This is a genomic window from Halorhabdus sp. SVX81 (assembly GCF_029207715.1).
In the GTDB taxonomy this organism is placed as follows: domain Archaea; phylum Halobacteriota; class Halobacteria; order Halobacteriales; family Haloarculaceae; genus Halorhabdus.
On sequence record NZ_CP104322.1, the window covers coordinates 1,570,014 to 1,593,226 of the forward strand.

The 23,213-nt window shown below is 62.8% G+C and carries 26 protein-coding genes and 1 tRNA gene; 14 read left to right on the forward strand and 13 right to left on the reverse strand.

The features are described 5' to 3' along the window. Window positions 1–14: 14 nt before the first annotated feature. Genes SVXhr_RS07820 through SVXhr_RS07830 form a run of 3 tightly spaced genes read left to right on the forward strand, consistent with a single transcriptional unit; the run spans window position 15 to window position 921 of the window. The gene (locus SVXhr_RS07820; RefSeq protein WP_275736658.1) at window positions 15–197 is read left to right on the forward strand and encodes a hypothetical protein; all 183 of its coding nucleotides are present in this window, start codon (window positions 15–17) and stop codon (window positions 195–197) included. A 37-nt stretch (window positions 198–234) separates the two neighbouring features. Then, window positions 235–459 (forward strand): hypothetical protein, encoded by a 225-nt coding sequence (locus SVXhr_RS07825; RefSeq protein ID WP_275736659.1) that lies wholly within the window; start codon window positions 235–237, stop codon window positions 457–459. 36 nt (window positions 460–495) lie between these two features. After that, complete coding sequence (locus SVXhr_RS07830; RefSeq protein ID WP_275736660.1) at window positions 496–921, forward strand: SRPBCC family protein; 426 nt, start codon at window positions 496–498, stop codon at window positions 919–921. Window positions 922–1,126: 205 nt separating this feature from the next. Here the strand turns inward: SVXhr_RS07830 and SVXhr_RS07835 are convergent, their stop codons facing one another. Then, the gene (locus SVXhr_RS07835) at window positions 1,127–3,226 is read right to left on the reverse strand and encodes an AAA family ATPase (protein WP_275736661.1); all 2,100 of its coding nucleotides are present in this window, start codon (window positions 3,224–3,226) and stop codon (window positions 1,127–1,129) included. A gap of 102 nt (window positions 3,227–3,328) precedes the next feature. Between SVXhr_RS07835 and SVXhr_RS07840 the strand changes: the two genes are divergently transcribed. Further along, entirely contained in the window at window positions 3,329–3,463 is a 135-nt protein-coding gene (locus SVXhr_RS07840) for a hypothetical protein (RefSeq protein ID WP_275736662.1), read from the forward strand. A gap of 75 nt (window positions 3,464–3,538) precedes the next feature. On the opposite strand, the gene SVXhr_RS07845 is transcribed toward SVXhr_RS07840, so the two are convergent. Continuing rightward, window positions 3,539–3,976: a DUF5796 family protein gene (locus SVXhr_RS07845; protein ID WP_275736663.1), complete on the reverse strand. Its 438-nt coding sequence runs from the start codon at window positions 3,974–3,976 to the stop codon at window positions 3,539–3,541. Between the two features lie 86 nt (window positions 3,977–4,062). On the opposite strand from SVXhr_RS07845, the gene SVXhr_RS07850 reads away from it, so the two are divergent. Continuing rightward, entirely contained in the window at window positions 4,063–4,914 is an 852-nt protein-coding gene (locus SVXhr_RS07850; protein WP_275740899.1) for a shikimate kinase, read from the forward strand. Beyond that, entirely contained in the window at window positions 4,872–5,177 is a 306-nt protein-coding gene (locus SVXhr_RS07855) for a chorismate mutase (RefSeq protein ID WP_345799478.1), read from the forward strand. The genes SVXhr_RS07850 and SVXhr_RS07855 overlap by 43 nt, the downstream gene beginning before the upstream one ends. A gap of 18 nt (window positions 5,178–5,195) precedes the next feature. Here the strand turns inward: SVXhr_RS07855 and SVXhr_RS07860 are convergent, their stop codons facing one another. Beyond that, complete coding sequence (locus SVXhr_RS07860; protein WP_275736665.1) at window positions 5,196–5,585, reverse strand: response regulator; 390 nt, start codon at window positions 5,583–5,585, stop codon at window positions 5,196–5,198. A 334-nt stretch (window positions 5,586–5,919) separates the two neighbouring features. Here SVXhr_RS07860 and SVXhr_RS07865 point away from each other — a divergent pair, with 334 nt between their 5' ends. The 4 genes from SVXhr_RS07865 (at window position 5,920) to SVXhr_RS07880 (ending at window position 8,531) form a co-directional block, all read left to right on the forward strand. Next, window positions 5,920–6,459 carry a cob(I)yrinic acid a,c-diamide adenosyltransferase gene (locus SVXhr_RS07865; RefSeq protein WP_275736666.1) on the forward strand — a complete coding sequence of 180 codons (540 nt, stop codon included), beginning with the start codon at window positions 5,920–5,922 and terminating at the stop codon, window positions 6,457–6,459. Between the two features lie 52 nt (window positions 6,460–6,511). After that, complete coding sequence (locus SVXhr_RS07870) at window positions 6,512–6,769, forward strand: hypothetical protein (RefSeq protein WP_275736667.1); 258 nt, start codon at window positions 6,512–6,514, stop codon at window positions 6,767–6,769. Between the two features lie 48 nt (window positions 6,770–6,817). Beyond that, window positions 6,818–6,892 (forward strand) — tRNA-Val (locus SVXhr_RS07875). 187 nt (window positions 6,893–7,079) lie between these two features. After that, a complete protein-coding gene (locus SVXhr_RS07880; RefSeq protein ID WP_275736668.1) occupies window positions 7,080–8,531 on the forward strand; it encodes a response regulator in 1,452 nt (483 codons plus the stop codon). Window positions 8,532–8,696: 165 nt separating this feature from the next. On the opposite strand, the gene SVXhr_RS07885 is transcribed toward SVXhr_RS07880, so the two are convergent. Continuing rightward, window positions 8,697–9,644 (reverse strand): NAD-dependent epimerase/dehydratase family protein, encoded by a 948-nt coding sequence (locus SVXhr_RS07885; RefSeq protein WP_275736669.1) that lies wholly within the window; start codon window positions 9,642–9,644, stop codon window positions 8,697–8,699. 134 nt (window positions 9,645–9,778) lie between these two features. Here SVXhr_RS07885 and SVXhr_RS07890 point away from each other — a divergent pair, with 134 nt between their 5' ends. After that, window positions 9,779–10,864 (forward strand): galactokinase, encoded by a 1,086-nt coding sequence (locus tag SVXhr_RS07890; protein WP_275736670.1) that lies wholly within the window; start codon window positions 9,779–9,781, stop codon window positions 10,862–10,864. A gap of 36 nt (window positions 10,865–10,900) precedes the next feature. On the opposite strand, the gene SVXhr_RS07895 is transcribed toward SVXhr_RS07890, so the two are convergent. Together SVXhr_RS07895 and SVXhr_RS07900 are read right to left on the reverse strand one after the other, a co-directional pair. Continuing rightward, window positions 10,901–11,746 carry a universal stress protein gene (locus SVXhr_RS07895; RefSeq protein WP_275736671.1) on the reverse strand — a complete coding sequence of 282 codons (846 nt, stop codon included), beginning with the start codon at window positions 11,744–11,746 and terminating at the stop codon, window positions 10,901–10,903. A gap of 79 nt (window positions 11,747–11,825) precedes the next feature. Continuing rightward, entirely contained in the window at window positions 11,826–12,923 is a 1,098-nt protein-coding gene (locus tag SVXhr_RS07900; RefSeq protein ID WP_275736672.1) for an NADH:flavin oxidoreductase/NADH oxidase, read from the reverse strand. A gap of 142 nt (window positions 12,924–13,065) precedes the next feature. On the opposite strand from SVXhr_RS07900, the gene SVXhr_RS07905 reads away from it, so the two are divergent. Beyond that, window positions 13,066–13,689, forward strand: a complete 624-nt coding sequence (locus SVXhr_RS07905) for a ribonuclease H (RefSeq protein WP_275736673.1) — start codon at window positions 13,066–13,068, stop codon at window positions 13,687–13,689. Window positions 13,690–13,699: 10 nt separating this feature from the next. Here SVXhr_RS07905 and SVXhr_RS07910 read toward each other — a convergent pair whose 3' ends face one another. Beyond that, a complete protein-coding gene (locus SVXhr_RS07910; RefSeq protein ID WP_275736674.1) occupies window positions 13,700–15,955 on the reverse strand; it encodes an NADP-dependent malic enzyme in 2,256 nt (751 codons plus the stop codon). Window positions 15,956–16,089: 134 nt separating this feature from the next. Between SVXhr_RS07910 and SVXhr_RS07915 the strand changes: the two genes are divergently transcribed. Further along, window positions 16,090–16,902, forward strand: a complete 813-nt coding sequence (locus SVXhr_RS07915) for a COX15/CtaA family protein (RefSeq protein WP_275736675.1) — start codon at window positions 16,090–16,092, stop codon at window positions 16,900–16,902. Here the strand turns inward: SVXhr_RS07915 and SVXhr_RS07920 are convergent. From SVXhr_RS07920 to SVXhr_RS07940, 5 genes are all read right to left on the reverse strand, one after another. Beyond that, window positions 16,899–18,380, reverse strand: a complete 1,482-nt coding sequence (locus SVXhr_RS07920; protein ID WP_275736676.1) for a replication factor C large subunit — start codon at window positions 18,378–18,380, stop codon at window positions 16,899–16,901. The two genes, SVXhr_RS07915 and SVXhr_RS07920, sit on opposite strands and share 4 nt — an antisense overlap. A 57-nt stretch (window positions 18,381–18,437) precedes the next feature. Beyond that, complete coding sequence (locus SVXhr_RS07925) at window positions 18,438–18,812, reverse strand: PIN domain-containing protein (RefSeq protein ID WP_275736677.1); 375 nt, start codon at window positions 18,810–18,812, stop codon at window positions 18,438–18,440. Next, window positions 18,813–19,043 carry an AbrB/MazE/SpoVT family DNA-binding domain-containing protein gene (locus SVXhr_RS07930; protein ID WP_275736678.1) on the reverse strand — a complete coding sequence of 77 codons (231 nt, stop codon included), beginning with the start codon at window positions 19,041–19,043 and terminating at the stop codon, window positions 18,813–18,815. A 117-nt stretch (window positions 19,044–19,160) separates the two neighbouring features. After that, on the reverse strand, window positions 19,161–20,051 hold the full coding sequence (locus tag SVXhr_RS07935; protein ID WP_275736679.1) for a Vms1/Ankzf1 family peptidyl-tRNA hydrolase: 891 nt from the start codon (window positions 20,049–20,051) through the stop codon (window positions 19,161–19,163). A 26-nt stretch (window positions 20,052–20,077) separates the two neighbouring features. Then, the gene (locus tag SVXhr_RS07940; protein WP_345799479.1) at window positions 20,078–20,497 is read right to left on the reverse strand and encodes a DUF5802 family protein; all 420 of its coding nucleotides are present in this window, start codon (window positions 20,495–20,497) and stop codon (window positions 20,078–20,080) included. A gap of 1,452 nt (window positions 20,498–21,949) precedes the next feature. On the opposite strand from SVXhr_RS07940, the gene SVXhr_RS07945 reads away from it, so the two are divergent. Beyond that, entirely contained in the window at window positions 21,950–22,600 is a 651-nt protein-coding gene (locus tag SVXhr_RS07945; protein WP_275736680.1) for a metalloregulator ArsR/SmtB family transcription factor, read from the forward strand. Window position 22,601: 1 nt separating this feature from the next. Here SVXhr_RS07945 and SVXhr_RS07950 read toward each other — a convergent pair whose 3' ends face one another. Next, window positions 22,602–23,183: a hypothetical protein gene (locus tag SVXhr_RS07950; protein WP_275736681.1), complete on the reverse strand. Its 582-nt coding sequence runs from the start codon at window positions 23,181–23,183 to the stop codon at window positions 22,602–22,604. Between the last annotated feature and the right edge of the window lie 30 nt (window positions 23,184–23,213).

The window sequence follows — 23,213 nt, forward strand, 5'->3', positions numbered from 1 at the left end:
GCGAATCGAGGACTATGGCAGCCACGATCGACTCCGAGAAGGGCTTCGGGCTGACGATTCTCTTCGGCGTCCTCGCACTCGTCGGGGCGCTGGTTATGCTTCTGGGCGCAGCCGATAATCTGGTCGCCGCAACGGGTTTTGCCGTCGCGGTCGGTGCCGGATCGGCGGCCGTCGCCGCCCGTCACACCTTCGCGTGAACAAACGGCTTTTATCGCTACAGCCGTACTTTAGAGTATGGTCGAGTTGAGCGAGGAGGAACGGCGCATCCTGGAGTACCTGCGCACGCAGGTCGCCAGCGGTGACAGTTACTTCCGCGCGAAGAACATCGCCGAGAGCATCGGGCTCTCGGCCAAGCAGGTCGGCGTTCGGCTCCCACATCTCGCCGAGAAGGCCGACGAAGTCGACATCGAGAAGTGGGGGCGAGCGCGTTCGACAACCTGGCGAGTCACTCGAAGCTAACGGCGGATTTTTTGGCATCCCGCCCCAGGGATCGGTATGTCGATCCGTCTGGAGCAGGTGATCGAAGTGTCAGCGACGCCAGAGGAAGTGTGGCGGTTTATCGCTGATCCGGAGCAACGGGCCAAATACATCAGCGTCGTCGAGGATTACAGCGTCGACGGCGATCGGTCTGCGACCTGGCACATCTCGCTGCCGATCCCTGTCATCAACCGGACGATCACTGTCGAAACCGAAGACGTCGAGCGTCGAGAGCCGGAGTTCGTCAAGTTCGTCGGGCGCTCGAAAGCGGTCCGGGTCGTCGGCGAACACGAACTCACGCCGACGGAGACGGGCACGCGCCTCACGAACACCTTCACTGTCGAGGGGCGGATCCCTGGCGTCGAACGGTTCTTCAAGAAAAACCTCGAAGCCGAGTTCGAGAACCTCCGGGACGGGCTCGATGCGTTTCTGGACGGCGAGTGAGTGAAATCGCCATGAGTGACTGGGTTTCTCGGGATCGGGATGCAGACATTTATTTGTCCAGAGATCGAAAATCCGGGTGCCGGCGCGGCGCTTTTCTCGCCTAGCCGGCAACGCCCGCCACGCATCCGCCACGCTGCTCGGCCGCAAGTCGACGCCGGTTGTCCGGACAACCGGCACCCGCCTCCTCGTCGGCCATCGGCCCGGATTAGACCTGTGACGGCTCGATCCGCTCGCGAGCCGCCGCGAAGTCCTCGCTCTGGATCGTTACCTCCTCAGCGCGTTCGTTGGCGACGGCTGGCATCTGGTCGTCAGCGACCCGCCTGATCGCGCGCATCGACGCATCCCGGACCAGCGCGTCGAGATCCGCCCCGGAGTAGCCGTCGGTCGCTGCCGCGATCTCATCGAGATCGACAGCTTCTCCCAGCGGCTTCTCAGCCGTGTGCACCTCGAGGATCGCCCGCCGAGCCGCCTGGCTGGGCGCGGGGACTTCGATATGGGTTTCGAGCCGTCCGGGCCGGAGGAGTGCGTCGTCGAGTGCATCCCGGCGGTTGGTCGCCGCCAGGACGACGAGGTTCGGATCCTCGCCCGCGGCGTCGAGTTCGGTGAGCAATTGGGAGACCACACGCTCGGTTACCTCGTGACCTTCGCCACGTCGGGCGGCGATCGCGTCGATCTCGTCGAGAAAGACGATCGTCGGCGCGGTCTGGCGGGCGCGCTCGAACAGTTCCCTGACTGCCTTCTCGCTCTCGCCGACGTACCGGTCCAGTAACTCGGGACCAGCAACGCGAATGAAGTTGACGTCGGTCTCTCCAGCCAGCGCACGAGCCAGTAACGTCTTGCCGGTTCCCGGCGGACCATAGAGGAGGACGCCTGTTGGTGGGTCTGTATCGGTCGCTTCGAACAGCGGGCCGTACTGGAGCGGCCATTCGACGGCTTCCCTGAGTGTGTCTTTGACGTCATCGAGACCGCCGACGTCTCCGAAGTCGACGGTCGGCGACTCGGCGACGTAGGCCCGCATCGCCGATGGCTCGACGGCTGCCAGCGCCTGTTCGAAGTCAGCCCAGGTGACAGAGGGATCCTCGCGTTCGCGCTGGAGGGCGGCCATCGCGGCCTCAGTGACCACCGACGCCACGTCTGCCCCGACGAACCCGTGCATCCGGCCGGCGAGGCGATCGAGATCCACGTCATCGGCGAGCGGAACGCCACGGGTATGGACTTCGAGAATCTCCTCGCGACCCTCTCGATCGGGGACGCCGATTTCGATTTCGCGATCGAAGCGTCCGCCGCGCCGCAGCGCCGGATCCACGGCATCGACCCGGTTGGTCGCGCCGATGACGACGACCTGGCCGCGGGATTCCAACCCGTCAAGCAGGGTGAGCAACTGCGCAACCACGCGGTTTTCCATGTCGCTGTCGTCGTCGCGCGCGCCGGCGATGGAGTCGATCTCGTCGATGAACAGGATCGACGGGGCCTCGTCGTCGGCCCGTTCGAAGGCGTCCCGGAGCTGTTCGGCACTTTCGCCCTTGTACTTCGAGACGATCTCCGGCCCGGAGATGGCCTCGAAGTACGCGTCGACTTCGTTAGCGACGGCACGGGCGATCAGTGTTTTTCCCGTGCCCGGCGGACCATAGAGCAGGACGCCCTTCGGCGGGTCGATCCCGAGGCGGGTGAACACGTCGGGTTCGGATAGCGGGAGTTCGATCATCTCCCGGACCCGGTCGAGTTCGTCGTCGAGTCCACCGATGTTTTCGTAGGTGACGTCGCCTGGTTCGTTCGTCTCTCCCGACCCCTCGGTCCCGGTATCGGGACTGTCGTCGGCAGCCATCGGCTGTCCCACGGAGATCGTGGTCCCATTGACAACCCTGACGGTCCCCTCCGGGTCCGTGTCTTCGACGTGGAAGGTCCCGACCTCCGGGACGGTCACCCGGTCACCGACCTGGACGGGGGTGTTCCCGAGTCGATCGTCGATCGTCGACTCGATGCTGCCTTCGATCGTGCCGTCGATCGGTCTCAGGTCGACCCGGTCGGCGTCCTGGAGCGATGCTCGCCGGAGCGTCACGTCCGAACCGACGGTCACCTCGGCGTTGGATCGCGTGTCGGCGTCGATACGAACGTACGACCCAGTACCGTCCTCGGGCCAGACTTTCGCGACAGTCTGGCCGTCACCCTCGATGCGGACCGGGTCGCCACTCAGGACGCCGAGTTGGTTTCGAACTGGTTCGGGAAGCCGGGCGATACCACGGCCCGCGTCGCGCTTTTTCGCCCCCTTGACGGTGGCCGAGATCCCGTCGTCGGCGTCTACCATGCAGGCTCATTTGAGTCGCTGGCCCTTGAGAATTCCCACCGCGTGATCGTATAACCGACAACCACGAAAACGCCTTTATTCACGCACAACGGACGCATACATATGGTAACAGAAACCGAGCGCGACGGCATGACCTGGTACCAGTGTGAGGGCTGCGGGATGCTCTTTGACAGTCGCGAGGACGCCCAACAACACGAGGACAACTGCGACGCCGAGGACCCTTCGTACATCCAGTGACGGCGGCACCGACAGCGGATCTGTCGATGGCACCTCGGTTGTCGGTCATGCACCGATCTCCCAGTGTTTGCCGGATCACTCGCCGTCTTTCGCCGGAGTGAGTTCGAATGATCGCTCGCCCATTTCGTTCTCCTCGAAGACGAACACCCGGCCGTCGACAGCCTCGAAATCCGCTTCGATGACGATACGCCGGGCCTCGTTGCGCGCTCGTACCCCGGGGAAGACAGTCGTCTCCTCGCCCGGTTCGAGCACGACGCGGCCGACGCCGGTCGATTCGAGAATTTCGGCTTCGGTGATTCGATCGTTGACGTACACCAGGACACCCTCCGTCTCGCTTTCGGCCGTCACGAGGACGTGGACCTGTTTGCCAGGCATCGTCCGTATCGATCCCTCCTGTCGGTTCGGAATCCCGTGATAGAACGTCTCTCGCCCGTCGACGTACTCGACGACGACCCCCTCCTCGGTCAACTCGACACCGACAGTCTCCGGTGGGACATCCGCTCGAATGCTCATATCGGGGCTGGGAACCGTGGATGGAAAAACGCCCCGCTGTGGGCGAACCAGCACACGTAAATATCGCCGCGGAGACCACAGCGTACATGGACGGGACGGCTGTCGCGCCGGCCGCCGGGACGGTCCTCAATGCGCTGGCGACGGGGACGGGATCGGCGTTCGCCATCGACGCGGAATTGCGCGCCGAGGTGAGTCTCGAACCCGACGGGCCGGTCACCGGGACGATCGCGGGCGAGCCCGACGGCGACACGACGTTGATCGAACGCTGCGTCGCGTTGGTCACCGATCGGTTCGGGGACGGCGAGGGTGGGACAGTCCGCACCGAGAGCGACATTCCGCTGGCTGCCGGCCTGAAGAGCTCAAGCGCTGCGGCAAATGCGACTGTTTTGGCGACGCTATCAGCACTTGACGCGACGTCAGAAGTATCCCGGGCGGACGCCGCACGAATCGGCGTTCAGGCGGCCAGAGAGGCCGGCGTCACCGCGACGGGAGCGTTCGACGACGCGAGCGCGAGCATGCTCGGGGGCGTTACGGTGACGAACAACCACGAGGACGAGCTGCTCGCCCGCGACACTGTCGAGTGGGACGTGCTGGTGTGGACGCCGCCCGAGCGAGCTTACAGCGCCGAAGCCGACATCGAACGCTGTCAGCAGGTCGCGCCGATGGCTGACCTGGTTGCCGACCTCGCGCTCGATGGCGCATACAAGCAAGCGATGACCGTCAACGGCCTGGCGTTTACGGCAGCGCTTGGGTTCTCCCCGGAACCGCTGATCGAGGCGATGGCCCACGCCGCCGGGGTCTCGTTGTCGGGGACTGGCCCGAGCGTCACGGCAGTCGGAAACCGGGACGATTTAGAGCGCGTCCGCGAAATCTGGGAACAACGAGAGGGCACGACATGGCTAACGACGACACAGACCGACGGTACCCGGACGAGATGAGTCTCGACGAGCTCCGCGAGGAGATCGAATCCATCGATCGCGAGCTCGTGGAATTGATCGCGCGACGGACGTACGTCGCCGATACGATCGCGGCGGTCAAGGAGGATCGAGACCTGCCAACGACGGACGAAAAACAGGAACAGCGCGTGATGGACCGTGCCGGCGAGAACGCCGAACAGTTCGACGTCGACGCCAACCTGGTAAAGGCAATCTTTCGGCTGTTGATCGAGTTGAACAAGGTCGAGCAGCGGGAAAGTCGATAGCGGCTGGTTGGGAGTTTTTCACTCCTCGACAGCGGATCGGATCTCGGCGGCGAGTTGTGCGTACTGCTCGGTTCCGGCTCCTTTTTTGATGTATCCGGTGAACGACTCCTCGTCGAGTTGGGCTTCGACATCCTCACGCTCTCGGCCGCTGAAGACGAAAAACGGCATGTCCGAATCCACCCCGCGAACAGCCTCCAGAAATGCCGCTCCAGACAGTTCCGGCATCGTATAATCGCTGATAACGCAGTCCGCAACAGTCGGGTCTGACTCGATCGTGCGGAGTGCCTCAGTTGCGCTCTGGTAGATCCTGACGTCGAGGTCGTCATCGGCCCGTTCGAGAAACGTCGCCGTAATGTCGAGGATATCGCGATCTTCGTCGACGAGGAAGACTGTGATTTCGTCTGGCATCGCCGTACGTCCCCCTTCATGCGCTATCCTATGTAATGTATCGGACTAAAAATCAAATATGATAATTAGGAGGGCTCGCGACCCGGCGATGCCAGTGGCACCTACACTGTCGAGGACCAGGGACCGATAACAACCGGAATGGGGACTTTCGGCTGCTGCAATCGGCGATTCATCTGATTCCATCCAGGGCGGTGGATACGCAGGTGTCCCGGGGTTGTAGACACGACTGCTCAGCCCCATTCAAATATGAGAATTAGTACCGATACCGCCCTCATTACCTGGGAGCGTCCAGATTCGCTCCAATATTCAAGGGCGTCGGCACCGTAGCAATGCTATGTCACTCTACACTGGCCGTGGCGACGAGGGAAAGACAGACCTCCACTCCGGCGACCGGGTCTCCAAAACGAGTCCGCGCATCGAGGCATACGGAACAATCGACGAACTCAACGCACTCATCGGGACGATCCACCCGACCGAACACGACGACGTGGCGGAGGTCCTTCGGAGCGTGCAAAATGATCTTCACGTGGTACAGGCGGAGTTCGCCACGCCAGCGGCGACTGACGACGATCCACTGATCGAAACTGAACACGTCGCGCAACTCGAAGCCTGGATCGACGGGTTTGATGCTGATCTACCGACGCTTGAATCGTTTGTCCTGCCTGGCGGGGGCGACGGCGCGAGCGCTCTCCATCACGCCCGGACGGTCTGTCGACGTGCGGAACGCCGCGCCATCGCGCTCGCGGAGACAGCGGACGACGGCGTTCGGAAGCCGCCGCTGGTCTACCTCAACCGGTTGTCGGACCTGTTGTTCGTCCTCGCCCGGACGCTCAACGACCGGGCGGGGGGTACGGAACCGACCCCGACATACTGACTCCTCCGGGACCGCCACAATGATTTTATCGCTGGTCCCCGTATCAATAGATATGAACAAGCACTTCGAAGACGCACGGTACTACCTCAAGCGAGCCGGCGAAACCGCAAAAAAGGGCGTCGAGGAAGAGCTCGAACCCGTCCGGGAACGATTCACGGAGCTGACCGGCGAAGACGAACCCGAGCCGGAACCTGGTCGCTTAGAGAAGATACGTACAGATCTCAAGGGGGTGCAGGAGAACGCCGAGGGGGAGGCCAAGGAAGCCATCAAAGACGCCCGGAAAAAGATCGACGACTACCGGACGGAGTGAGAGCGCTAAAGCAATTCTTAAGTTCGCCCTGCCAGTAGCGGGTGATGCGGGTTGGTGATCTAGTCCGGTTATGATACCTCCTTCACACGGAGGAAGTCGGCAGTTCGAATCTGCCCCAACCCACTTTTGCCGCGAACAATCCGTGAGCGGATGTAATGCAGGCAGATTCGAATGCAATAATGTACCCAGTGAGATCGACTGGTCATCGGATATTGCACTGCGAAGAGTACTATCTCCCGATTAGAACGAAGAGTATCGGATTCGAGAACCTCGGAGGCAGATATATTACCGCCTCTATGCTAGGCGGGGTATGAATGAGCCGTCGTCGATCGACGTGTTACTCGTCGACGACAGTGGATTCTTTCGGACTGTCGTCTCGGATAAACTGGCCGGTTGGGAAGGGTTATCGGTCCGAAAGGCGAGTTCAGGGCCGGAAGCCCTGGAAGTGTTGGAACGTGAAGCGATCGATTGCGTCGTGAGTGACTTCGAAATGCCGGAGATGACCGGCCTCGAACTGTACGAGCGCGTCGAAGCGGCGTACGGTTTGCCGTTCGTGTTGCTGACCGGCCAGGGCGACGAGGAAACTGCGAGCCGCGCGATCGGCACCGGTGTCGACGACTATCTGCGGAAAGAAGAGATCGCCGAGAGCGGACAACTGGACCTGCTGGCGAACCGCATCCGGAACGTCGTCGCACAGCGCCAGGCACGCGAGAAGTACGAACTGTTGGTGAACAACACGCCCGACGAGATATCCCAGGTCGGCAAGGACGGGACGATCATGGCAGCCAACGAGGCGACGGCACGGTCGTTCGACACAACGCAATCTGCGCTGGTCGGAAAACACCTGACGGATATCCTCCCGAAGGAGACGGCGGCCAGCCGCCTAGAAGAGGGGCGGAGAGCCCTGACGATCAATTCGGCAGTCACATTCCAGGACAGCGTCGGGTATCGCCACTTCCACAACGTCGCCGTGCCAGTGAGCGTCGGCAGCGAAGCGGACTCCTTCCAGTTGATCACGCGGGACATCACCCAACAAAAGCGACGCGAACAGCAACTCGAAGAGCGGACCGAGAAGTTAGCGGTCATCAATCGGCTCGTCCGCCACGACATCAACAACGACATCCAGTTGCTCATCGGGTGGGCCGATGGCGTCAGCGACCACGTCGACGAGGAAGGCCAGGCGTATTTAGACCGCATCCAGAACACCTGCGACCACATATCGGAGTTGACGACGATCGCGCGTGACTTCGTCGAGTCGATCGGGAGCGACACCGATCTGGAGTACTCAAGCGTGAATCTGCGGTACATCCTCCAGTCCGAAGTCGAAAAGGCCGAACGGCGACACGAGAATCTCGTCGTTTCGGTCGACGGCGAGGTCCCAAAAGCAACCGTGAGAGGGAACGAACTCCTGTCGTCGGTGTTCGGCAATCTCCTGAGCAACGCTGTCCGTCACAACAACGGGAGCGAACCGCGGGTAAACATCCGCGTCGAGGAGGGCGAGACGGACGTACGAGTCCACGTCGCGGACAACGGCCCCGGTATCCCTGAAGCGACTATCGACGGAATCTTCGGCAAAGGTGAAATGGGTCCCGAAAGCCCCGGAACCGGAATCGGTCTCTATCTGGTTCACACCATCGTCGATCGCTTTGGCGGGCAGGTCAGCGTCGAAAACACTTCAGATGGACTCGCTGGCGAGAAAGCGGCTGTGGCCGAAGACTCCACCGGCTGTGTGTTCACGGTCGAACTCCCGAAACACGTCTGAGCACTCGGTGTAGGGCAGTTTCTCGGGTACAGCTGGGTATGGTAGCGCCTCGAAACGACGGGCCAATGCAGGGTCGAAGTGTGCTAGCTGCGTCCGGAGTGGTGGCCCAACCAGACTGAATACGTGCCGGACCTGCCGTGTACAGAGAATCGTCGGCTCCGGAACTCAACCGAGGTGTGGCTCGTTCTCGGGATCGTTGAGAAGTTGGCGGACGCCCTGGCGGATGGCCTCGTCACTGGATGCGGACGGTTCCCAGCCGAGCGCGGCGAGTTTCTCGATCGAGAGTCGCATCTTGGGCACGTCGCCGGTCCAGCCGCGGTCGCCGCCGGTGTACTCGTAGTCGGGATCGACGCCCATCTCGTTGCTAATGATATCGGCGATCCGGTTGACCGACGTGGTCGTGCGCGTGCCCAGATTATAGGTGTTGACCGCGTCGTCGGCGTGCTCGACCACGTAGCACATCGCGTCGATGCAATCGTCGAGCGTCATGTAGGACTTCTCCTGGCGGCCGTTCCCGCGGATCGTTAGCGTCTCCGGGTCCTCGGAGAGTTTATATATGAAGTCGGGGACGACCCCCGCCCCATAGCGCGGGCCGACGATGTTCGCAAACCGGAAGTTCCAGACCGAGAAGTCGTGGCTGTGGGCGTACACCGACAGGAGACTCTCCTCGGATAGCTTCGCCGCGCCGTACTCGCTGATCGGTTCGAGCGGGGCGTAATCCTCGGGCGTGGGTCGCGGCGCTTCGCCGTAGACAGTCGAGGAAGACGTGAACGCAATCGACTCGACGCCAACGTCGTCCATGCGTTCGAGGACGTTGTACGTCATCTCGCCGTTGGCCTCGAACTGCTCGCGAGGCGCGTCGGCGTTGACGTATTTGTCCGCTGCGAGATGAAAAACAAGGTCGACGTCACCCGTAATAGCGTCGGCGACGACCGCCTCGTCGGTCAGATCACCCTCGATAAAGGTCGCTTCGTCAGGCACGGACGACCGGATTCCGTTCGATAGATTGTCGACGACGGTAACGTCGTTGTCCGCCACCAGTCGCCGGGTGAGTGCCGCACCGATCAGTCCGGCACCACCGGTCACGACGACCTGCTTGTCAGCCAGCTCCATATCCCCAAGCCAGGGCATAGCTGGAAAAACATATCGGAGTGGCCATGGCCGAGGGGACTTTCCCTGAGCCGTTCGTGCAGTCCGCGAAATTCCCACGGCGGCCTTTTTGCTGGTCGAGTCAAACAGAGAGGTACATGGTCGATTTCGAAGGGGACTATACCGTCCGTTCCCCGGGTCGCGTCAATCTGATCGGGGGCCACACTGACTACACACTCGGGTACGTGATGCCACTGGCGACGGATCTGCAGACGCGACTCGAAGCGACCGTGAGCGAGGACGTACACGTGTCTTCGAGCGCGCTCGAATCGAGCTATTCGTTCGCGACCGACGATCTGGAACCGGTCGAGGACTGGGTCGACTACGTCAAAGGCTGTTATGCTATCTTACAGGCGGCGGGATACGATCCCGGCGGCTTTCGCGGCGACATCACCACGACACTGCCGATCGGGGCCGGGTTGAGTTCCTCGGCGAGCCTGGAGCTTGCGGTCATGGCACTGTTGAACGAGGCGTACGATCTCGGCCTCTCGCGGGAGCGAATGGCGCGGCTGAGTCAGCGCGTCGAGAACGACTACGTCGGGGTCGCCTGTGGGATCATGGACCAGTTTGCCGTGGCACTCGGGCAGGACGGCCACGCACTCTCGATCGACACTGAAACACTGACGTACACGCCAGTCCCGTTTCCGGACGGAATCGAGATCCTGGTCTTTCACACCGGAGTCTCCCGGGGATTGGTCGAGTCGGCCTACAACCAGCGTCGGGAGACCGTCGAGGGTGCGCTCGAGAAGCTGGACGTCGATTCGTCGACGGCCGTGACCGAGGCCGATCTCGTCGGACTGCCCCCGCGAGAGCGAGAGCGACTCGGGTACGTCGTCCGGGAGAACGCTCGCGTCCAACGGGCGCAGGCGGCACTCGAAGACGGGGAGATTCAGACGTTCGGGGAGATTCTTCTCTCCGCACACCGGGACATCGCCGACCACTACGACGCCAGCTGTAAAGAACTGGATTTCGTCGTCGAGACGGCCCTCGAGGCTGGAGCCTACGGGGCACGATTGACTGGTGCTGGGTGGGGTGGGGCGGCGATCGCCGTCGTCGACACTGAAACCGTCGAATCGGTCGCCACGTCCATCGAAGCGGCGTATCGAGAACAGTTCCCGGAACACGATCCCCACTACTACCGCATCGAAGCTTCGGACGGCGTCCGAGTGACACACACTGGTTGACCGACAGCCCTACCGTGATCGATCGTGTGGGCGACGTCACTCACCGTCGGGTTCGCGGACGGTGAGTACCGGGACGTCGGCGGTTCGAACCAGTTTCTCGGTGACGCCACCGAAGAGATACCGGTCGATCCCGGTCCGGCCGTGGGTTCCGACGACGATCAGATCGATCGGGTTCGCCGCGACGTACGAATCGATCTCTGCGTGGACGGAGGAACCGCGAACGACGGTCGTCGAGACGTCGGAAATCGACGCCTCCCTTGCCACCTCACCAGCGGCCTCGACGGCGTCGTGGGCACGCTCGTCCATTCGATCCCGGCTGGCCGTCGAGCGGACGTTGGCGTCGTGACGTGAGGGTTCGACGACCGAGAGGGCGGTCAGCGGGACGTCGGCCACGCTGGCGAGGGTAACGGCAACGTCGAGTGCCGCTCTGGCAGACTGGCTGCCGTCGGTCGGCACCAGCACTCGACGGTAGGGATAGCGCAACTCGGCGTCAGGACAGGCAGTCAGCACGGGAACGTCCGCAAGCCGGATGACGCGCGCCGTGACACTCCCGAGGAGGAGTCGTTCCAGCCCAGTCCGGCCGTGGGTCGGCATCACGATGAGGTCGACGTCTTCCGCGTCGGCGTATTCCAGAATCCGCTGATAGGGGCGCCCCGACCGGATCGCCGTTCGTGGCGTGAGTCCGCGTTCGCGCACCCGATCGGCCGCGAGTTCGACGAGTGCAGTCCCGTCAGCCGCCTCGGCGTCGGCTGCGGACTCCTCATCCCGTACAGTGAGGACATCTACGGTCGCATCGTGGTCGGCTGCCAGATCCAGCGCGTGTTCGAGCGTCGACATCGCCCCCGCGCTCCCATCGGTCGGAAAGAGAACTCGATCCACCATGTGTCTACGAGAACTGACAGCGGGAGGTGCCAAAAGTGTGCGTGCCGAAGGTGCTTGAAGGCCGTGGCCGACGCTCCGCTCAGAACGCCCGATCGTACTGTGGCGGTACGTCGACGCGATCCAGCGCGTCGAGTTGATCGGCAGCGCGGATCGTGAAGTACGGGTCCCGAAGGTGCTCTCGGCCTACGATCGCGAGATCTGCCCGACCGTTGGCGACGATGCCGTCGGCCTGTTCGGGCGTCGTGATCTTGCCCACGGCCCCGACGAGCAGGTCCTCGGGCGTGCCGTCGCCGATCCGCTCGGCGTGCGGGACCTGATAGTTCGGTCCCGCTTCGTCGGGATACGAGGCGGGGGCAATCCCGCCGGAACTCACGTCGATCAGATCGACGCCCGCCTCATAGAGGCCCCTCGCCAGTCGGACCGACTGCTCGACTGTCCAGGACTCGCCATCGTCGATCCAGTCAGTCGCGGAAATCCGAACGAAAACGGGTTTCTCGTCGGGCCAGACGTCCCTGACTGCGGAGACAACCTCCCGAAGGAATCGCGTTCGGTCCTCGAAGCTCCCACCGTATTCGTCGGTCCGGTCGTTCGTCGCCGGCGAAAGAAACTCGTGGAGGAGATACCCGTGAGCGGCGTGGATCTCTGCAATCTCGAACCCGGCCTCGAGTGCGCGTTCGGCCCCGGTCCGAAACGATTCGATCACGGTCTCGATGTCGTCGTGATCCATCCGCCGATGGGGCGGGGCTTCGCCGTCGTACGGCCAGGCGTTGCCGCTCGGGCCGATCGTCTCCCAGCCGCCCGAATCGGGCTGGACGGGAGTGCTTCCTTCCCAGGGTCGACGCTTGGAGGCCTTCCGGCCGGCATGAGCCAGTTGGATCGCTGGAATCGAGCCTTCCTTGGCGATGAACGCCGTGACCGGCTGCCAGGCCTCGACGTGCTCGTCCGACCAAATGCCGGTATCCTCGGGTGAAATCCGGCCGCGGGGTTCGACCGCCGTCGCCTCGCTCATGACGATCCCAGCACCGCCGACGGCCCGGCTGCCGAGGTGGACGCGATGCCAGTCAGTCGGGAGACCGTCCCGATCGTCACAGGAATACTGGCACATCGGCGAAACCATCACACGGTTCGGCGCGGTCGTGTCACGCATGTCGAGCGGCGAGAAGAGATCGGGTGTCATCAGACTCGGATTGGGCTCCGGGACTGATGAACGTCCCGACTCGGGTGACACCGGTCCCGGTAGTGGGACCGCTGGTCGGATATGTTTGGCAATGATTGGCATCCAAGGAAGATTTACAAGGGCTCGACCGCGTAGATTTCATATGGCCGCATACGGCCGGCCGAACCTGAGAGACCTGTTCGACGATTCTCCGACGCCCCACATCGCCCACCCGCCACGGACTCATCATCGGGATTTCTATCTCGCCACCGACGGGTCCTTCCACGGGAACACGGGTGGTCTCGGCGTCGTGATCGAGACCCGTGATGGCGAATGTGTCGCTCGCCTGTCAGTTCCGGATAGCGTTCCGGACAACAACATTGCGGAATATCGGGCACTCCACTTCGGACTGGATGTCCTGGCTGCCAGGACACCGTCCCGCTCGCGCGTTGGCGTCCTCGTTGATCACGACGAACTGGCGGCAAACGTCAACGCGGCCATACTGGACTTCGAGACGCCCGACGAGCCGTCCCCACACCGGATGTCGATTCCGCCGTCCATTACCAACCACTGGCGGGGCATCCAGGCGCGGGTGAGCGGCTTTCACGAACTCAGGGTCGCCCGGATCGAGAGCGACCGTAATCCCGCCCATCCGCTGGCGAACGCGCCGGAAGAATACGCCCACGTGAACGACGAATGCGAACAGTGTCTGCGCCCCGAACCGCCGGCAGATGGCGACCGTCGTATTCCGCCGCCCTCACGCGCAGATCGATCAGCCAGTGATTAGGCGACTATCGCTACGTTTCCGACTGAGCGTCGACCACAGCGACACCGGCAAGGTGGACGATATCCTCGACGTCGTCGCCACGCTGGACGACGTGCACCGGGCAGTCCATGCCGGCCAGCATCGGCCCGACCGCGTCGGCGCCGCCGAGTTCTTCGAGGAGTTTGTACGCAACGTTGCCCGCTTCGAGATTCGGGAAGATCAGCACGTTCGCCGGTTCGTCGAGATCGGCAAACTCGTAGGTACCTGTCAGGACCTCTTCTACCAGCGCCGTGTCGGCTTGCATCTCACCGTCGACCGGGAATGTCACTGAGGGATCGCTCCTGAGGCGGCGAGTTGCTTCCCGCGGAACAGCCGTGTGTTCGTCCTCGACACTCCCGAAATCGCTATAGGATAGCAATGCAGCGCGAGGATCGACGTTGAACTGTCGAGCCAGGTCGGCCGTATGCTGGGTTACCTCGGCCAGCACTGCCGCGTCCGGCTCGGGATTGACGGTCACGTCGGCGACGAAGATAACTCGATTCCGGAAGGTGAGCATGTACACGCCCGCTGCGTAGTTGGCATCCGGGGCCGTCCCGACGACCTCGAGCGGCGGTCGGAGCGCAGAGGGGTAATGATCGGTCGCGCCCGTCAGCATGGCGTCCGCATCGCCGGTTTCGACCATCGCACTCGCGAGATAGTTGCCGTCGGTCAACAGCTCACGGGCCTCGTCCCGGGTGACCCCCTTTCGGTTGCGAAGTTCGTACAGTCTATCCGCATAACAGTCGACGGCATCGCCACCGGGATCGACGATCGTCGGATCGAACGAGAGCCCGAGTCTATCGGTGCTGGATCGAATCTCCGCACGATCGCCGACGAGGATCGGCTCGGCGATGCCGCGGTCGAGAAGTTGGTACGCGGCCCGGATCATCGTATCGTCAGCCCCTGCCGCGAGGACGATCCGCTGTGGGTCGCTTTTGGCTTTGTTGAGAATGATCCGCATCATCTCTCTGGACTTGCCAAGGCGCGCTTCGAGGGACTCGACGTACGTCCCGAAATCGGGCTCCCGTCGTGCGGCACCGGACTCGACTGCGGCCCTGGCGACGGCCGGGGCGACTTCGAAGAGAACCCGTGGATCCAGCGGTTTCGGGATCACGTATTCCGGGCCGAACTGGATCGGCTCGCCTCCGTAGGCCGTCACGACGGCATCGGGAACGTCCTCCCGGGCGAGTGCCGCGAGTGCCTCGGCGGCCGCGACTTTCATCTCCTCGTTGATCCTCCGGGCGCGGGCGTCCAGTGCGCCCCGGAAGATGAACGGGAACCCGAGAACGTTGTTGACCTGGTTCGGGTAGTCAGATCGGCCGGTCGCAACGATCGTGGTACCCTCCCCGGCGGCTTTGGCGTCGTCGTAATCGATCTCCGGGTCCGGATTCGCCATCGGAAACACGATCGGATCCGCGGCCATCGAGGCAACCATCGACCGATCGACGATCCCACTGACCGAGAGGCCGACGAAGACGTCCGCGCCGGCCATCGCGTCGGCCAGGTCACCCGCCGGCCCCTCGGTCGCAAACTCGGCCTTGTACGCGTTGACGTCGCCGGACTCGGCCCGCTTCTCGGTGACGATTCCGCCGGAGTCGACCATCGTGATCGCCGATCCGGGGACGCCGAGCGATTCGAAAAAGCGGGCGGTCGCGATGGCACTCGCGCCAGCGCCCGAAAAGACGACCTCCAGCTCCGAAAGGTCCTTCCCGAGGATATCGATGGCGTTCAACAGTGCCGCACCGGTGATGATGGCCGTCCCGTGTTGGTCGTCGTGAAACACCGGAATCGACAACGACTCCTGAAGCTTTTCTTCGATGGTGAAACACGCCGGCGCACCGATGTCTTCCAGGTTGACGCCGCCGAACGTGGGTTCGAGTGCCTCGACGACGTCGATCATCCGTTCGGGATCGTCGGCGTCGACCTCCAGATCGAAGACGTCGATGTCGGCAAAGCGCTTGAACAGCACTCCCTTGCCCTCCATCACCGGTTTGGATGCGAGCGGGCCGATGTCGCCCAGTCCGAGCGTGGCACTGCCGTCCGAGACGACGGCGACGAGGTTGCCCTTTGCCGTGTACTCGAAGGCGTCGGCGGGATCCGCGTCGATCTCCCGACACGGCCCGGCGACGCCGGGCGAATACGCGAGGCTGAGATCCCGCTGGGTGTTCGTCGGCTTCGTCGTGGCGATCTCGAGTTTCCCGGGCGGGTCCCGTTGATGGTAATCGAGTGCGTCCTCTTCGAGGCCCATACGGGGAACCTCTCAGGCATGGACTAAAAGGTAGGTGACAGTCGCCAAATCTTGCGATGGCGCGGAAACGACCGGGACGACGTTCGGTCGCCGGAATGACGGAGGCTAAGTGAGTTCCGGACGAAGGGGACGCCATGAACCGTCGATTTCGCTCTCTCGTCGCCACGACGCTGCTGTTCGTCTTCGCGACGATATTGCTGGGCGTCGCCACGAAGTCCTACGGCGCTGGCCTGGCCTGTCAGGCGCGCTGGCCGGTCTGTGACGGCGGACTCCTGAATCTGTTTCCGGAATCGTTTCCGAGTTTCTTCGAGTGGATCCACCGGGTCGTGGCCGGCATTGGCGGGCTGTTCATCGTCGGGTCCGCCATCGAATCCTGGCGTCGTGAGACGCCCACGAGGATCCGGTACGCACTGACCCTCGGTGCGCTGTTGACGCCGCTGCAGGTGCTGCTCGGCCAGCAGACGGTCACCAATTTCGGGATGTCCGAGGTACTGACGGCGCACTTCTGGACCGCCTTCACCATCTTTGGAGCGTTCGCCTTCGCGTTCGTCGCGACCTGGGCGGACTCGATCCGGTCGAGCCACCTCGCCGCCGCTGCGGTCGGGGGGCTCGTGCTCTTTCCGGCCAACGTCCTGTTGACGCCACCGTTCATCAGCAGCTACACGCCCGTTCTGGGCACCCTGCAGTACGCGGTGTTGCTCGTGTTGGTCCTTGCTGTGCTCGTCCTCGTCGTCGTGGGCCGCGAGAAATTGTCCGGCACGTTCCGACACGCGCCGCTCGCTTCCCTGGCCGCGTTGCCGGTCGCGGTCTATCTCGGCCGCCATCTGATCGCCGCCTCACCACTCCACCAGACGGCGTATCTGCTCGCCGGTCTCGTCGTCTATGGCGGACTGGTCGGGAGTACTGTGGGTCTATGGCGGACTGAGAATAGCGCCGACCGGATCTAGACGAAGTCGCCGAGACCGGTCTGTTGATCGTCGGCCTCATCTTCCTCGACGCTCGTCTCAGCCTCGTCCGGAGCACTGCGTTCCTCGGCTTCTTGTGAGTCGATCGGTTCCGGTTGGCCGTCCCGTTGCTCACCGTCAGTGCCCTGGGCCGACGAACTGTCGGTTTCACCCGGGTCGAACGCGCCTTCCGAGGCGTCGACGGCGGCCGTTTCCCGGCGTTCTGCCGCGTCCTCGATGATCGAGGCGATCTTGTTCGTGTCCGCACCGCTGCCCGTAATGAACGCCACGTGGTCGGCGTCGAGATCGTAGGCGGCAGTCATCGAAACCGTCAACTCGCGGTTCTTGCAGTGGTGGGTCATCGTCTCCAGATACGGCAACACCTCGCGGCGCGCGGTGGACATGCTGACGCCGCTGGTCGTCGCAATGGCGCGGGCGACATCGTCGCGCGTGTCCCGTGCGCCCCTGGTTCGACCGAGCTTCGACCAATAGCTCGGCGGGCCATAGCGCGTCCAGCCGCCCTTCTCACCGCTCCGGGCGGCGGCGACGCCGGCCGTCATGGCGTCGGAGGCGTATCGCCAGAAGGAGTAGTTCTGGGTGGCCCGCACGCGACCGAGCCACCGGTCGGCGTTCGCGAGCGAACGGTAGGCTCGCGCGAGTTCCGCGCCCTCGTAGTCCTTGGGCACGTTGTCCTCGATCCAGGAGATGAGGTCGTCGGGCGTCTCGTCGACGTCGTAGGACGCTTCGAGGGCTTCCTGGGCGTCTGCTTCCTTCAGGACGGTATCGAGAAACGAAAAGATGTCAGTGGTCCGGTCGCGTTCGCTGGTCACGACGTCGTCTTCGGTCACCGTGTCCCGGCCCTCCGCGATGGCCTGCAGATCGTTGATCGCTCCCCGAAGATCACCGTCGTTCATTTCCGCGATCTTTCGGAGTGCCTCCTTCTCGAAGCCGACATCCTCCTGTCGGCAGATATCACGGAGGACAGGGACGATCGACCGGGTGGAGACGTCCCGAAACTCGATGTCCCGGCAGGCGTTCCGGAGGCCCTTGCTCATCTCGTAGAACTCGTTGGCGATGAGGACGATCGGCTGTTGGGCCTCCTTGACCAGGGCTGTGATCGCCCGCGTCCCGCCGCGGTCGACGTTGCCGTGGAGGTTGTCGGCCTCGTCCAAGATGACGAGTCGCCGGCCCGAACCACCCTGGGCGAGCGTACCGCTTTTGGCAGCCTCGCCCGCGACCTGCTCGATGACGTCTTTGGTCCGGGAGTCACTGGCGTTGAGTTCGATCGTCGGCCAGTCCATGTCGTTGGCGAGCGCGTGGGCCGCCGAGGTCTTCCCGATGCCAGGCGAGCCATAGAGGACGACTGCCTCGCGGTGGTCGGGCCAGGACTCGGCCCACTCCCGAAGGGCGTCGCGGGCCTTGTCGTTGCCCCGCACCTCCGCGAGCGTCGAAGGACGATGAATCTCCGTCCAGTCAGTCATTGTCGGGGGAAGGTGCGACCGGCGTTTAGCTTCTGCGGTGACGGCCGGAAGGGTGAGTCACTCTTCGAGAACTGTCCTCAGATCGAGTCGGGATGTGACTTGATCGTAGGTGTCATCGCTGGAGACGATTGTCTCGCCGTCTGACTCGATATAGTGGAGCGCATCAAACGGTGTAAATCCGTAGTCATCGACGTACGTTGCCGCGGTCACGACCGTTTCGACGTCGCCGTCAACCTCAACAAGCGCGGCAGCGTTCGTCACGACTCGTTCTGCGTCCCGATCTTCGCGGTACGCGACGAGGAGCAGTTCAATAAGTGTCAGCTGAGATGTCCAGAGGTCCTCACGGTGAGTGGTATACACCTCCTCGGCAGCCTCCCCTAACCAGTCGTCGTCCTTGATCAGTGCCAGCAGAAAGTCAGCCTCGACGTACATTCACCGACCGGCCTCCTCGATGGCACCCGCCCGTGCCCCCTCACGAAGTTCACTGGCCGTCTTCTCTACGTCCGAAAACTCGTCTCGAAGCGCCCCAAGCGGATCGTCCGCGACGGGAACCAGCTTGATACCGTCATGGAGAGAAACAACGTAGTACGTCTCACCATACTCTTCACGCACTTCTTTTGGCAACGTCAACCGCCCCCGGTCGTCAAGCGTCGCTTGGGTCATGTTCGCTACTACGAGGGGCGAGTCAATAAGTATTCCCCAGATGACCGCCCACACCCAAAAAATTACTATTTACCCACCAGTGCTGGCATAGATGGACGGCAACCCAGCGTCTACCAATCAGATCGCCCACAGCGTCGTCGTCCAGAAGTCATAGAACGCATCGTCCAGCGCCGGTTCGGGATCGCCAGTGGCGTCGACAGTCGCCGTCGCGTCCGCTTCGTCGGTAAACGCGTCCAGCACGGTCCCCTCGCCGACGACGTACAGCCGGTCGGTCGAGCGCTCCTCGAGGGCTACCTGGCACCGTTCGAGGTGTGAGTCGATCTGCTCGTCGCGAAGGCGTTCAAAGCGCGCCTGCGAGAAGCCGCCTTTCGAATGATTCCGCCCCAGATCACTGTCGAAGCCGTGAAATGCGATCCGTTCGCGCCCGTGGTACTCTCCCATGGCAAAGAGGTCAGAACGGACCAGCGCCAGGGTGAATTCCCCCGTCGGCTCGAAATACGATCGATCGAAGACGAACCCGTCATCCCAGGTGACGAACGGGTCAGGCTCGATCGGCGGGTCCAGCGCCACGCTGAGGAGGCCGGCGTCGTCGGTGAACACGAAGCACGGGGCGGCCCGGGAGACAAGGCTCGCATGGTCGCCGAAAGCATCGCTGACAGCGTCCGGGAGCGGCCCGTCGTCGACGAACGCGGTTAGCGCACCTTCGGGACCAGTTTCGAACGAATCGAGACGGTCCAGGACCGCCGTGAGCCGGTCACCGCGGAGTGTCTCACGGCGTCGAACCGACAAGTCCCGATCCGATCCAGAGAGCCGTTCGACGCGATCTTCCAGTTCCTGGACCCGGTCATCGAGCCGGTTCGCGCGGCGTTCGGCCGCCTGGCGCTCCGTCTCGACGTCCGCTCGCCGGTCGGACTCAGCGTCCAACTCGCGCTTGAGATGGCGATTTTCGTCTTCGAGTTCCTCGATGCGCTCCTTGAGCCGGGCGCGCCCGAGTAGCTCGTCGAGCATCACTCTGACTCGACGGGCCTGACGGGTTAAATCCCCGTGGGTTGCCCGCCATCAGAACGGAGTCCCGACGGGGCGCCGGTGAATCTATCAGGCGGATCCACGCTGCTGGTCAGCGATAACAGCTGATCGGCTCGATCCGCCGTCGCGAGCAGCACTTCCCGCAACGATGGCGGATGCTCGACCTGGGACTCCGATAGTATCTCGGGAGGCACTGCGAGTGTGTCCGCCGGTACGGACTCGACGCCAGTTACCGGGAAGTGCTGCTGGTCGAGTTTCATCACCAGCGGCGTATCTCGACCGCCCGCATCCGGGTCGTAGAGTTGTCGTCGAACCGATTCATACTGATATCTGGCTATCGCTGGGGTCTCTCCATCACGCGGTTCGACGTACAACCGGCCGAGGTAGTAGGCTCCCGAGAACGGTTCGAACATGCTATACAATAACATACACCACACCATCGGATATAAATCTTCGGCAAACCGGTCCGAACGAACCGATAGGTGGCGGTTGGTAGTGAAAATTCCGAGCATCAAACGGATGCAGACCATAGGATGAACGCTATTGGACGATATGAGCCGCTCCTTTCGATCGCTGAACGGTGCAAACAAATATCCGGGTTTATACGTGGACAGACACAAGCAGGTGATATGAGATATCGGGTTCCCATTGCCGTGTTGTTGCTTGCGATCGGCGTTGCAGTGGGGCCATCGCTTGCGTCCGCCGTCGTCGCTTCCGCAACTGACGGGCCGGTCACCATCGCGGGAGACCCGGTCACCAACACGACGACAAACGAGAGTGTATCCTCCACTAACGAGACAGCTCCGACACTCGGGAGCAAAATGAGTGCGTTCATGCAATCAAGTACCGTCTCAGCCGATGCATCTGTCGAAAGCGGCATGTGGAAGGCGGGGGTGGCACGAGCGAACGCATCGACAGCTCGCGATGCAGTCGAACGACGTACCGCATCGCTCGAACGGCGACTTCAGGAGCTCAGGACGCGACTTGCCGCCCTCGAAAACGAAAGCGTCGACGTGCGGAATCCGAATTCCGCCGCGACCATCTCTCGGCTCGCCGCGAGGATTCAGGCGCTGGAACGATCGATCAACGAAACGGGAGAGACAGCGCGGTCGATCGGTGTCAACACGACACGTCTCGAAACGCTCCGATCGCAGGCGTCGAACATGAGTGGCCACGAGGTCGCATCGATAGCCCGGAATCTCTCCGGGGGCCCCCCACCGGGAGTGCAGCGAGGCCCGCCGGTTGAACCGCCCGGCCGATCCAATGGATCCGACAATACCGGTCCAAACGGGCCCAACGGACCGGTGGCCCCCTCGGAGCCGAATGGCGCGACGGCACCCGGAACGAACGGTTCGGTCCAGGGGGCAAACGGCACGATGTCAACGGGCCCGAATCGGACGAAGGCACCGGCGGCGAACGGAACTACCCAATCCACAGGAAACGAGACAGCGCCCGGTCCGAGCGGCGGTGATGGAAAAACGCCGGGCCAGGGTGGCGGCATGGCAGGGCCATCAAGTTCTGAAAGTGCAGTAAACGAAACTCGGTCCCCCGCAAACGGGAACGCTGAGAACAACGGGCCCGACAGGAACCGCTCACCAACCGGGACCGACACTGAACCGTCGTTCGGGAGCATACTAGCGGACATCTCTCTCGGAGAATTAGCCAATGTGGGGGACCGGACAGGCGGAGTTTTCACCGACCACCAGACGTCGGTCGGGGCCTGGTGAGTCAATTACTGGCTCTCCTCAAAGACGGGCAGTACCGCGATTGCCGAACACGCATAGAGGAATGCAGAATAGTATAGCCACGTGGCCACCAGTTCGCGGGGTGGACCCTCCCAAAAGATAGAGTTATATGTTAGAATCACTAACGTCACGTGAATGGAATCCGCCGAGTTACTCGATCTTCTGGGAAACGCGAACCGTCGACGCATCCTGCGTCTGCTGGCGCGCAAACCCTGCTACGTCACGGAGATCAGCGACTACCTCGGCGTGAGTCCGAAAGCCGTCATCGACCATTTACGACAGCTCGAAGAAGCCGGCCTCGTCGAGAGCCGAACCGACGAACGCCGTCGCAAGTACTTCTATATCTCACGCGGGTTCCGACTCGAAGTCACGGCCTCGCCGTACGATTTCGGGACCAAAACCGCGTATCCGGCCAGTTCCGGGTTGGACATCACCTCGTGTAAGCACCTCTCGATCGACGTCGACCCGGACGGTGCGTCCGAGTTGCCGGAACTCGCCGTCGAGATGCGTCGGCTCCGTCGGCTCCGCAACGAACTCTCGCTCGCCCAGCGGTGGGTCCAGGGCCGGCTGACGGACGTCATGGAGCGAGTTAGCGAGGAGATAGACGACAGCGACGATCGTCTCTACGTCGAGGTCATGGGAGCGATCGCCGATGGCGGTGCCGATCTCGATTCGATCAGTCGCCAGGTCGAGGTTCCGCCGCCGGTCGTCGAGGACATTCTCGGGTCGCTGCAATCGCGTGGCGTCGTCCATCGTGACGGCGATCAGTGGATGCTGCGACGGTAACTCAAATATCTCGCGTCAGACCGGAGCGCAGATCACGGCCCACGTAGTGGCCGATCACGGCCGCGAGCAGGCCGCTGCTGACGCCGAACAGCACCACCAGGTCACTACGACCGGCCAGCGCGACGACCAGGAATTCCATCACAGCACCCAGTACGGCCGTGGCCGCGCCCGCGAGTCCGAGTTCGAGGTACTGCCGGCGATCACCCACGAGGCCAAATCCGAGTCCAACGGCGAAAATACCGACCAGCGCGCCGAGTGTATCGACGAAGGGAATCGCGAACCCGAAACCGATCGCCGCGACGATACTTGCAACGAGGGCGGTCCCGAACGTTCGCACGGAAAAGAGTTGCCCCAGTCGGGAGCGAATCGATGCGAACGGCCGAGACACCGCTCCACCGACAGCCGACCCGAGGCGATCACGGAGGCCTGAGACCAGCCCCGAGTCAGCGTCCGCCGAGCGTGGGGCGTCAGTCGAGTCGCCCGCCACGTCGTCGACATCCGGGCCGGTGTCGAGGAGCTCTTGGAGGTCCTCGGTATCGACTTGCGATCGCTCGCGCGTTCGCTGGTCGGATCGCTCGGCCATACCCTTGCTGGGGCGGCCAGCGATATGGGC

Coding starts and splice junctions, on each gene's coding strand:
- SVXhr_RS07925 (WP_275736677.1), bottom strand. CDS start 18,812: ATGTACGTCGAGGCTGACTTTCTGCTGGCACTGATCAAGGACGACGAC.
- SVXhr_RS07915 (WP_275736675.1), top strand. CDS start 16,090: ATGAACCGTCGATTTCGCTCTCTCGTCGCCACGACGCTGCTGTTCGTC.
- SVXhr_RS07825 (WP_275736659.1), top strand. CDS start 235: ATGGTCGAGTTGAGCGAGGAGGAACGGCGCATCCTGGAGTACCTGCGC.
- SVXhr_RS07910 (WP_275736674.1), bottom strand. CDS start 15,955: ATGGGCCTCGAAGAGGACGCACTCGATTACCATCAACGGGACCCGCCC.
- SVXhr_RS07835 (WP_275736661.1), bottom strand. CDS start 3,226: ATGGTAGACGCCGACGACGGGATCTCGGCCACCGTCAAGGGGGCGAAA.
- SVXhr_RS07920 (WP_275736676.1), bottom strand. CDS start 18,380: ATGACTGACTGGACGGAGATTCATCGTCCTTCGACGCTCGCGGAGGTG.
- SVXhr_RS07870 (WP_275736667.1), top strand. CDS start 6,512: ATGAACAAGCACTTCGAAGACGCACGGTACTACCTCAAGCGAGCCGGC.
- SVXhr_RS07880 (WP_275736668.1), top strand. CDS start 7,080: ATGAATGAGCCGTCGTCGATCGACGTGTTACTCGTCGACGACAGTGGA.
- SVXhr_RS07885 (WP_275736669.1), bottom strand. CDS start 9,644: ATGGAGCTGGCTGACAAGCAGGTCGTCGTGACCGGTGGTGCCGGACTG.
- SVXhr_RS07905 (WP_275736673.1), top strand. CDS start 13,066: ATGGCCGCATACGGCCGGCCGAACCTGAGAGACCTGTTCGACGATTCT.
- SVXhr_RS07830 (WP_275736660.1), top strand. CDS start 496: ATGTCGATCCGTCTGGAGCAGGTGATCGAAGTGTCAGCGACGCCAGAG.
- SVXhr_RS07850 (WP_275740899.1), top strand. CDS start 4,063: ATGGACGGGACGGCTGTCGCGCCGGCCGCCGGGACGGTCCTCAATGCG.
- SVXhr_RS07950 (WP_275736681.1), bottom strand. CDS start 23,183: ATGGCCGAGCGATCCGACCAGCGAACGCGCGAGCGATCGCAAGTCGAT.
- SVXhr_RS07940 (WP_345799479.1), bottom strand. CDS start 20,497: ATGTTATTGTATAGCATGTTCGAACCGTTCTCGGGAGCCTACTACCTC.
- SVXhr_RS07820 (WP_275736658.1), top strand. CDS start 15: ATGGCAGCCACGATCGACTCCGAGAAGGGCTTCGGGCTGACGATTCTC.
- SVXhr_RS07890 (WP_275736670.1), top strand. CDS start 9,779: ATGGTCGATTTCGAAGGGGACTATACCGTCCGTTCCCCGGGTCGCGTC.
- SVXhr_RS07865 (WP_275736666.1), top strand. CDS start 5,920: ATGTCACTCTACACTGGCCGTGGCGACGAGGGAAAGACAGACCTCCAC.
- SVXhr_RS07845 (WP_275736663.1), bottom strand. CDS start 3,976: ATGAGCATTCGAGCGGATGTCCCACCGGAGACTGTCGGTGTCGAGTTG.
- SVXhr_RS07900 (WP_275736672.1), bottom strand. CDS start 12,923: ATGACACCCGATCTCTTCTCGCCGCTCGACATGCGTGACACGACCGCG.
- SVXhr_RS07895 (WP_275736671.1), bottom strand. CDS start 11,746: ATGGTGGATCGAGTTCTCTTTCCGACCGATGGGAGCGCGGGGGCGATG.
- SVXhr_RS07935 (WP_275736679.1), bottom strand. CDS start 20,051: ATGCTCGACGAGCTACTCGGGCGCGCCCGGCTCAAGGAGCGCATCGAG.
- SVXhr_RS07840 (WP_275736662.1), top strand. CDS start 3,329: ATGGTAACAGAAACCGAGCGCGACGGCATGACCTGGTACCAGTGTGAG.
- SVXhr_RS07855 (WP_345799478.1), top strand. CDS start 4,872: ATGGCTAACGACGACACAGACCGACGGTACCCGGACGAGATGAGTCTC.
- SVXhr_RS07860 (WP_275736665.1), bottom strand. CDS start 5,585: ATGCCAGACGAAATCACAGTCTTCCTCGTCGACGAAGATCGCGATATC.
- SVXhr_RS07930 (WP_275736678.1), bottom strand. CDS start 19,043: ATGACCCAAGCGACGCTTGACGACCGGGGGCGGTTGACGTTGCCAAAA.
- SVXhr_RS07945 (WP_275736680.1), top strand. CDS start 21,950: ATGGAATCCGCCGAGTTACTCGATCTTCTGGGAAACGCGAACCGTCGA.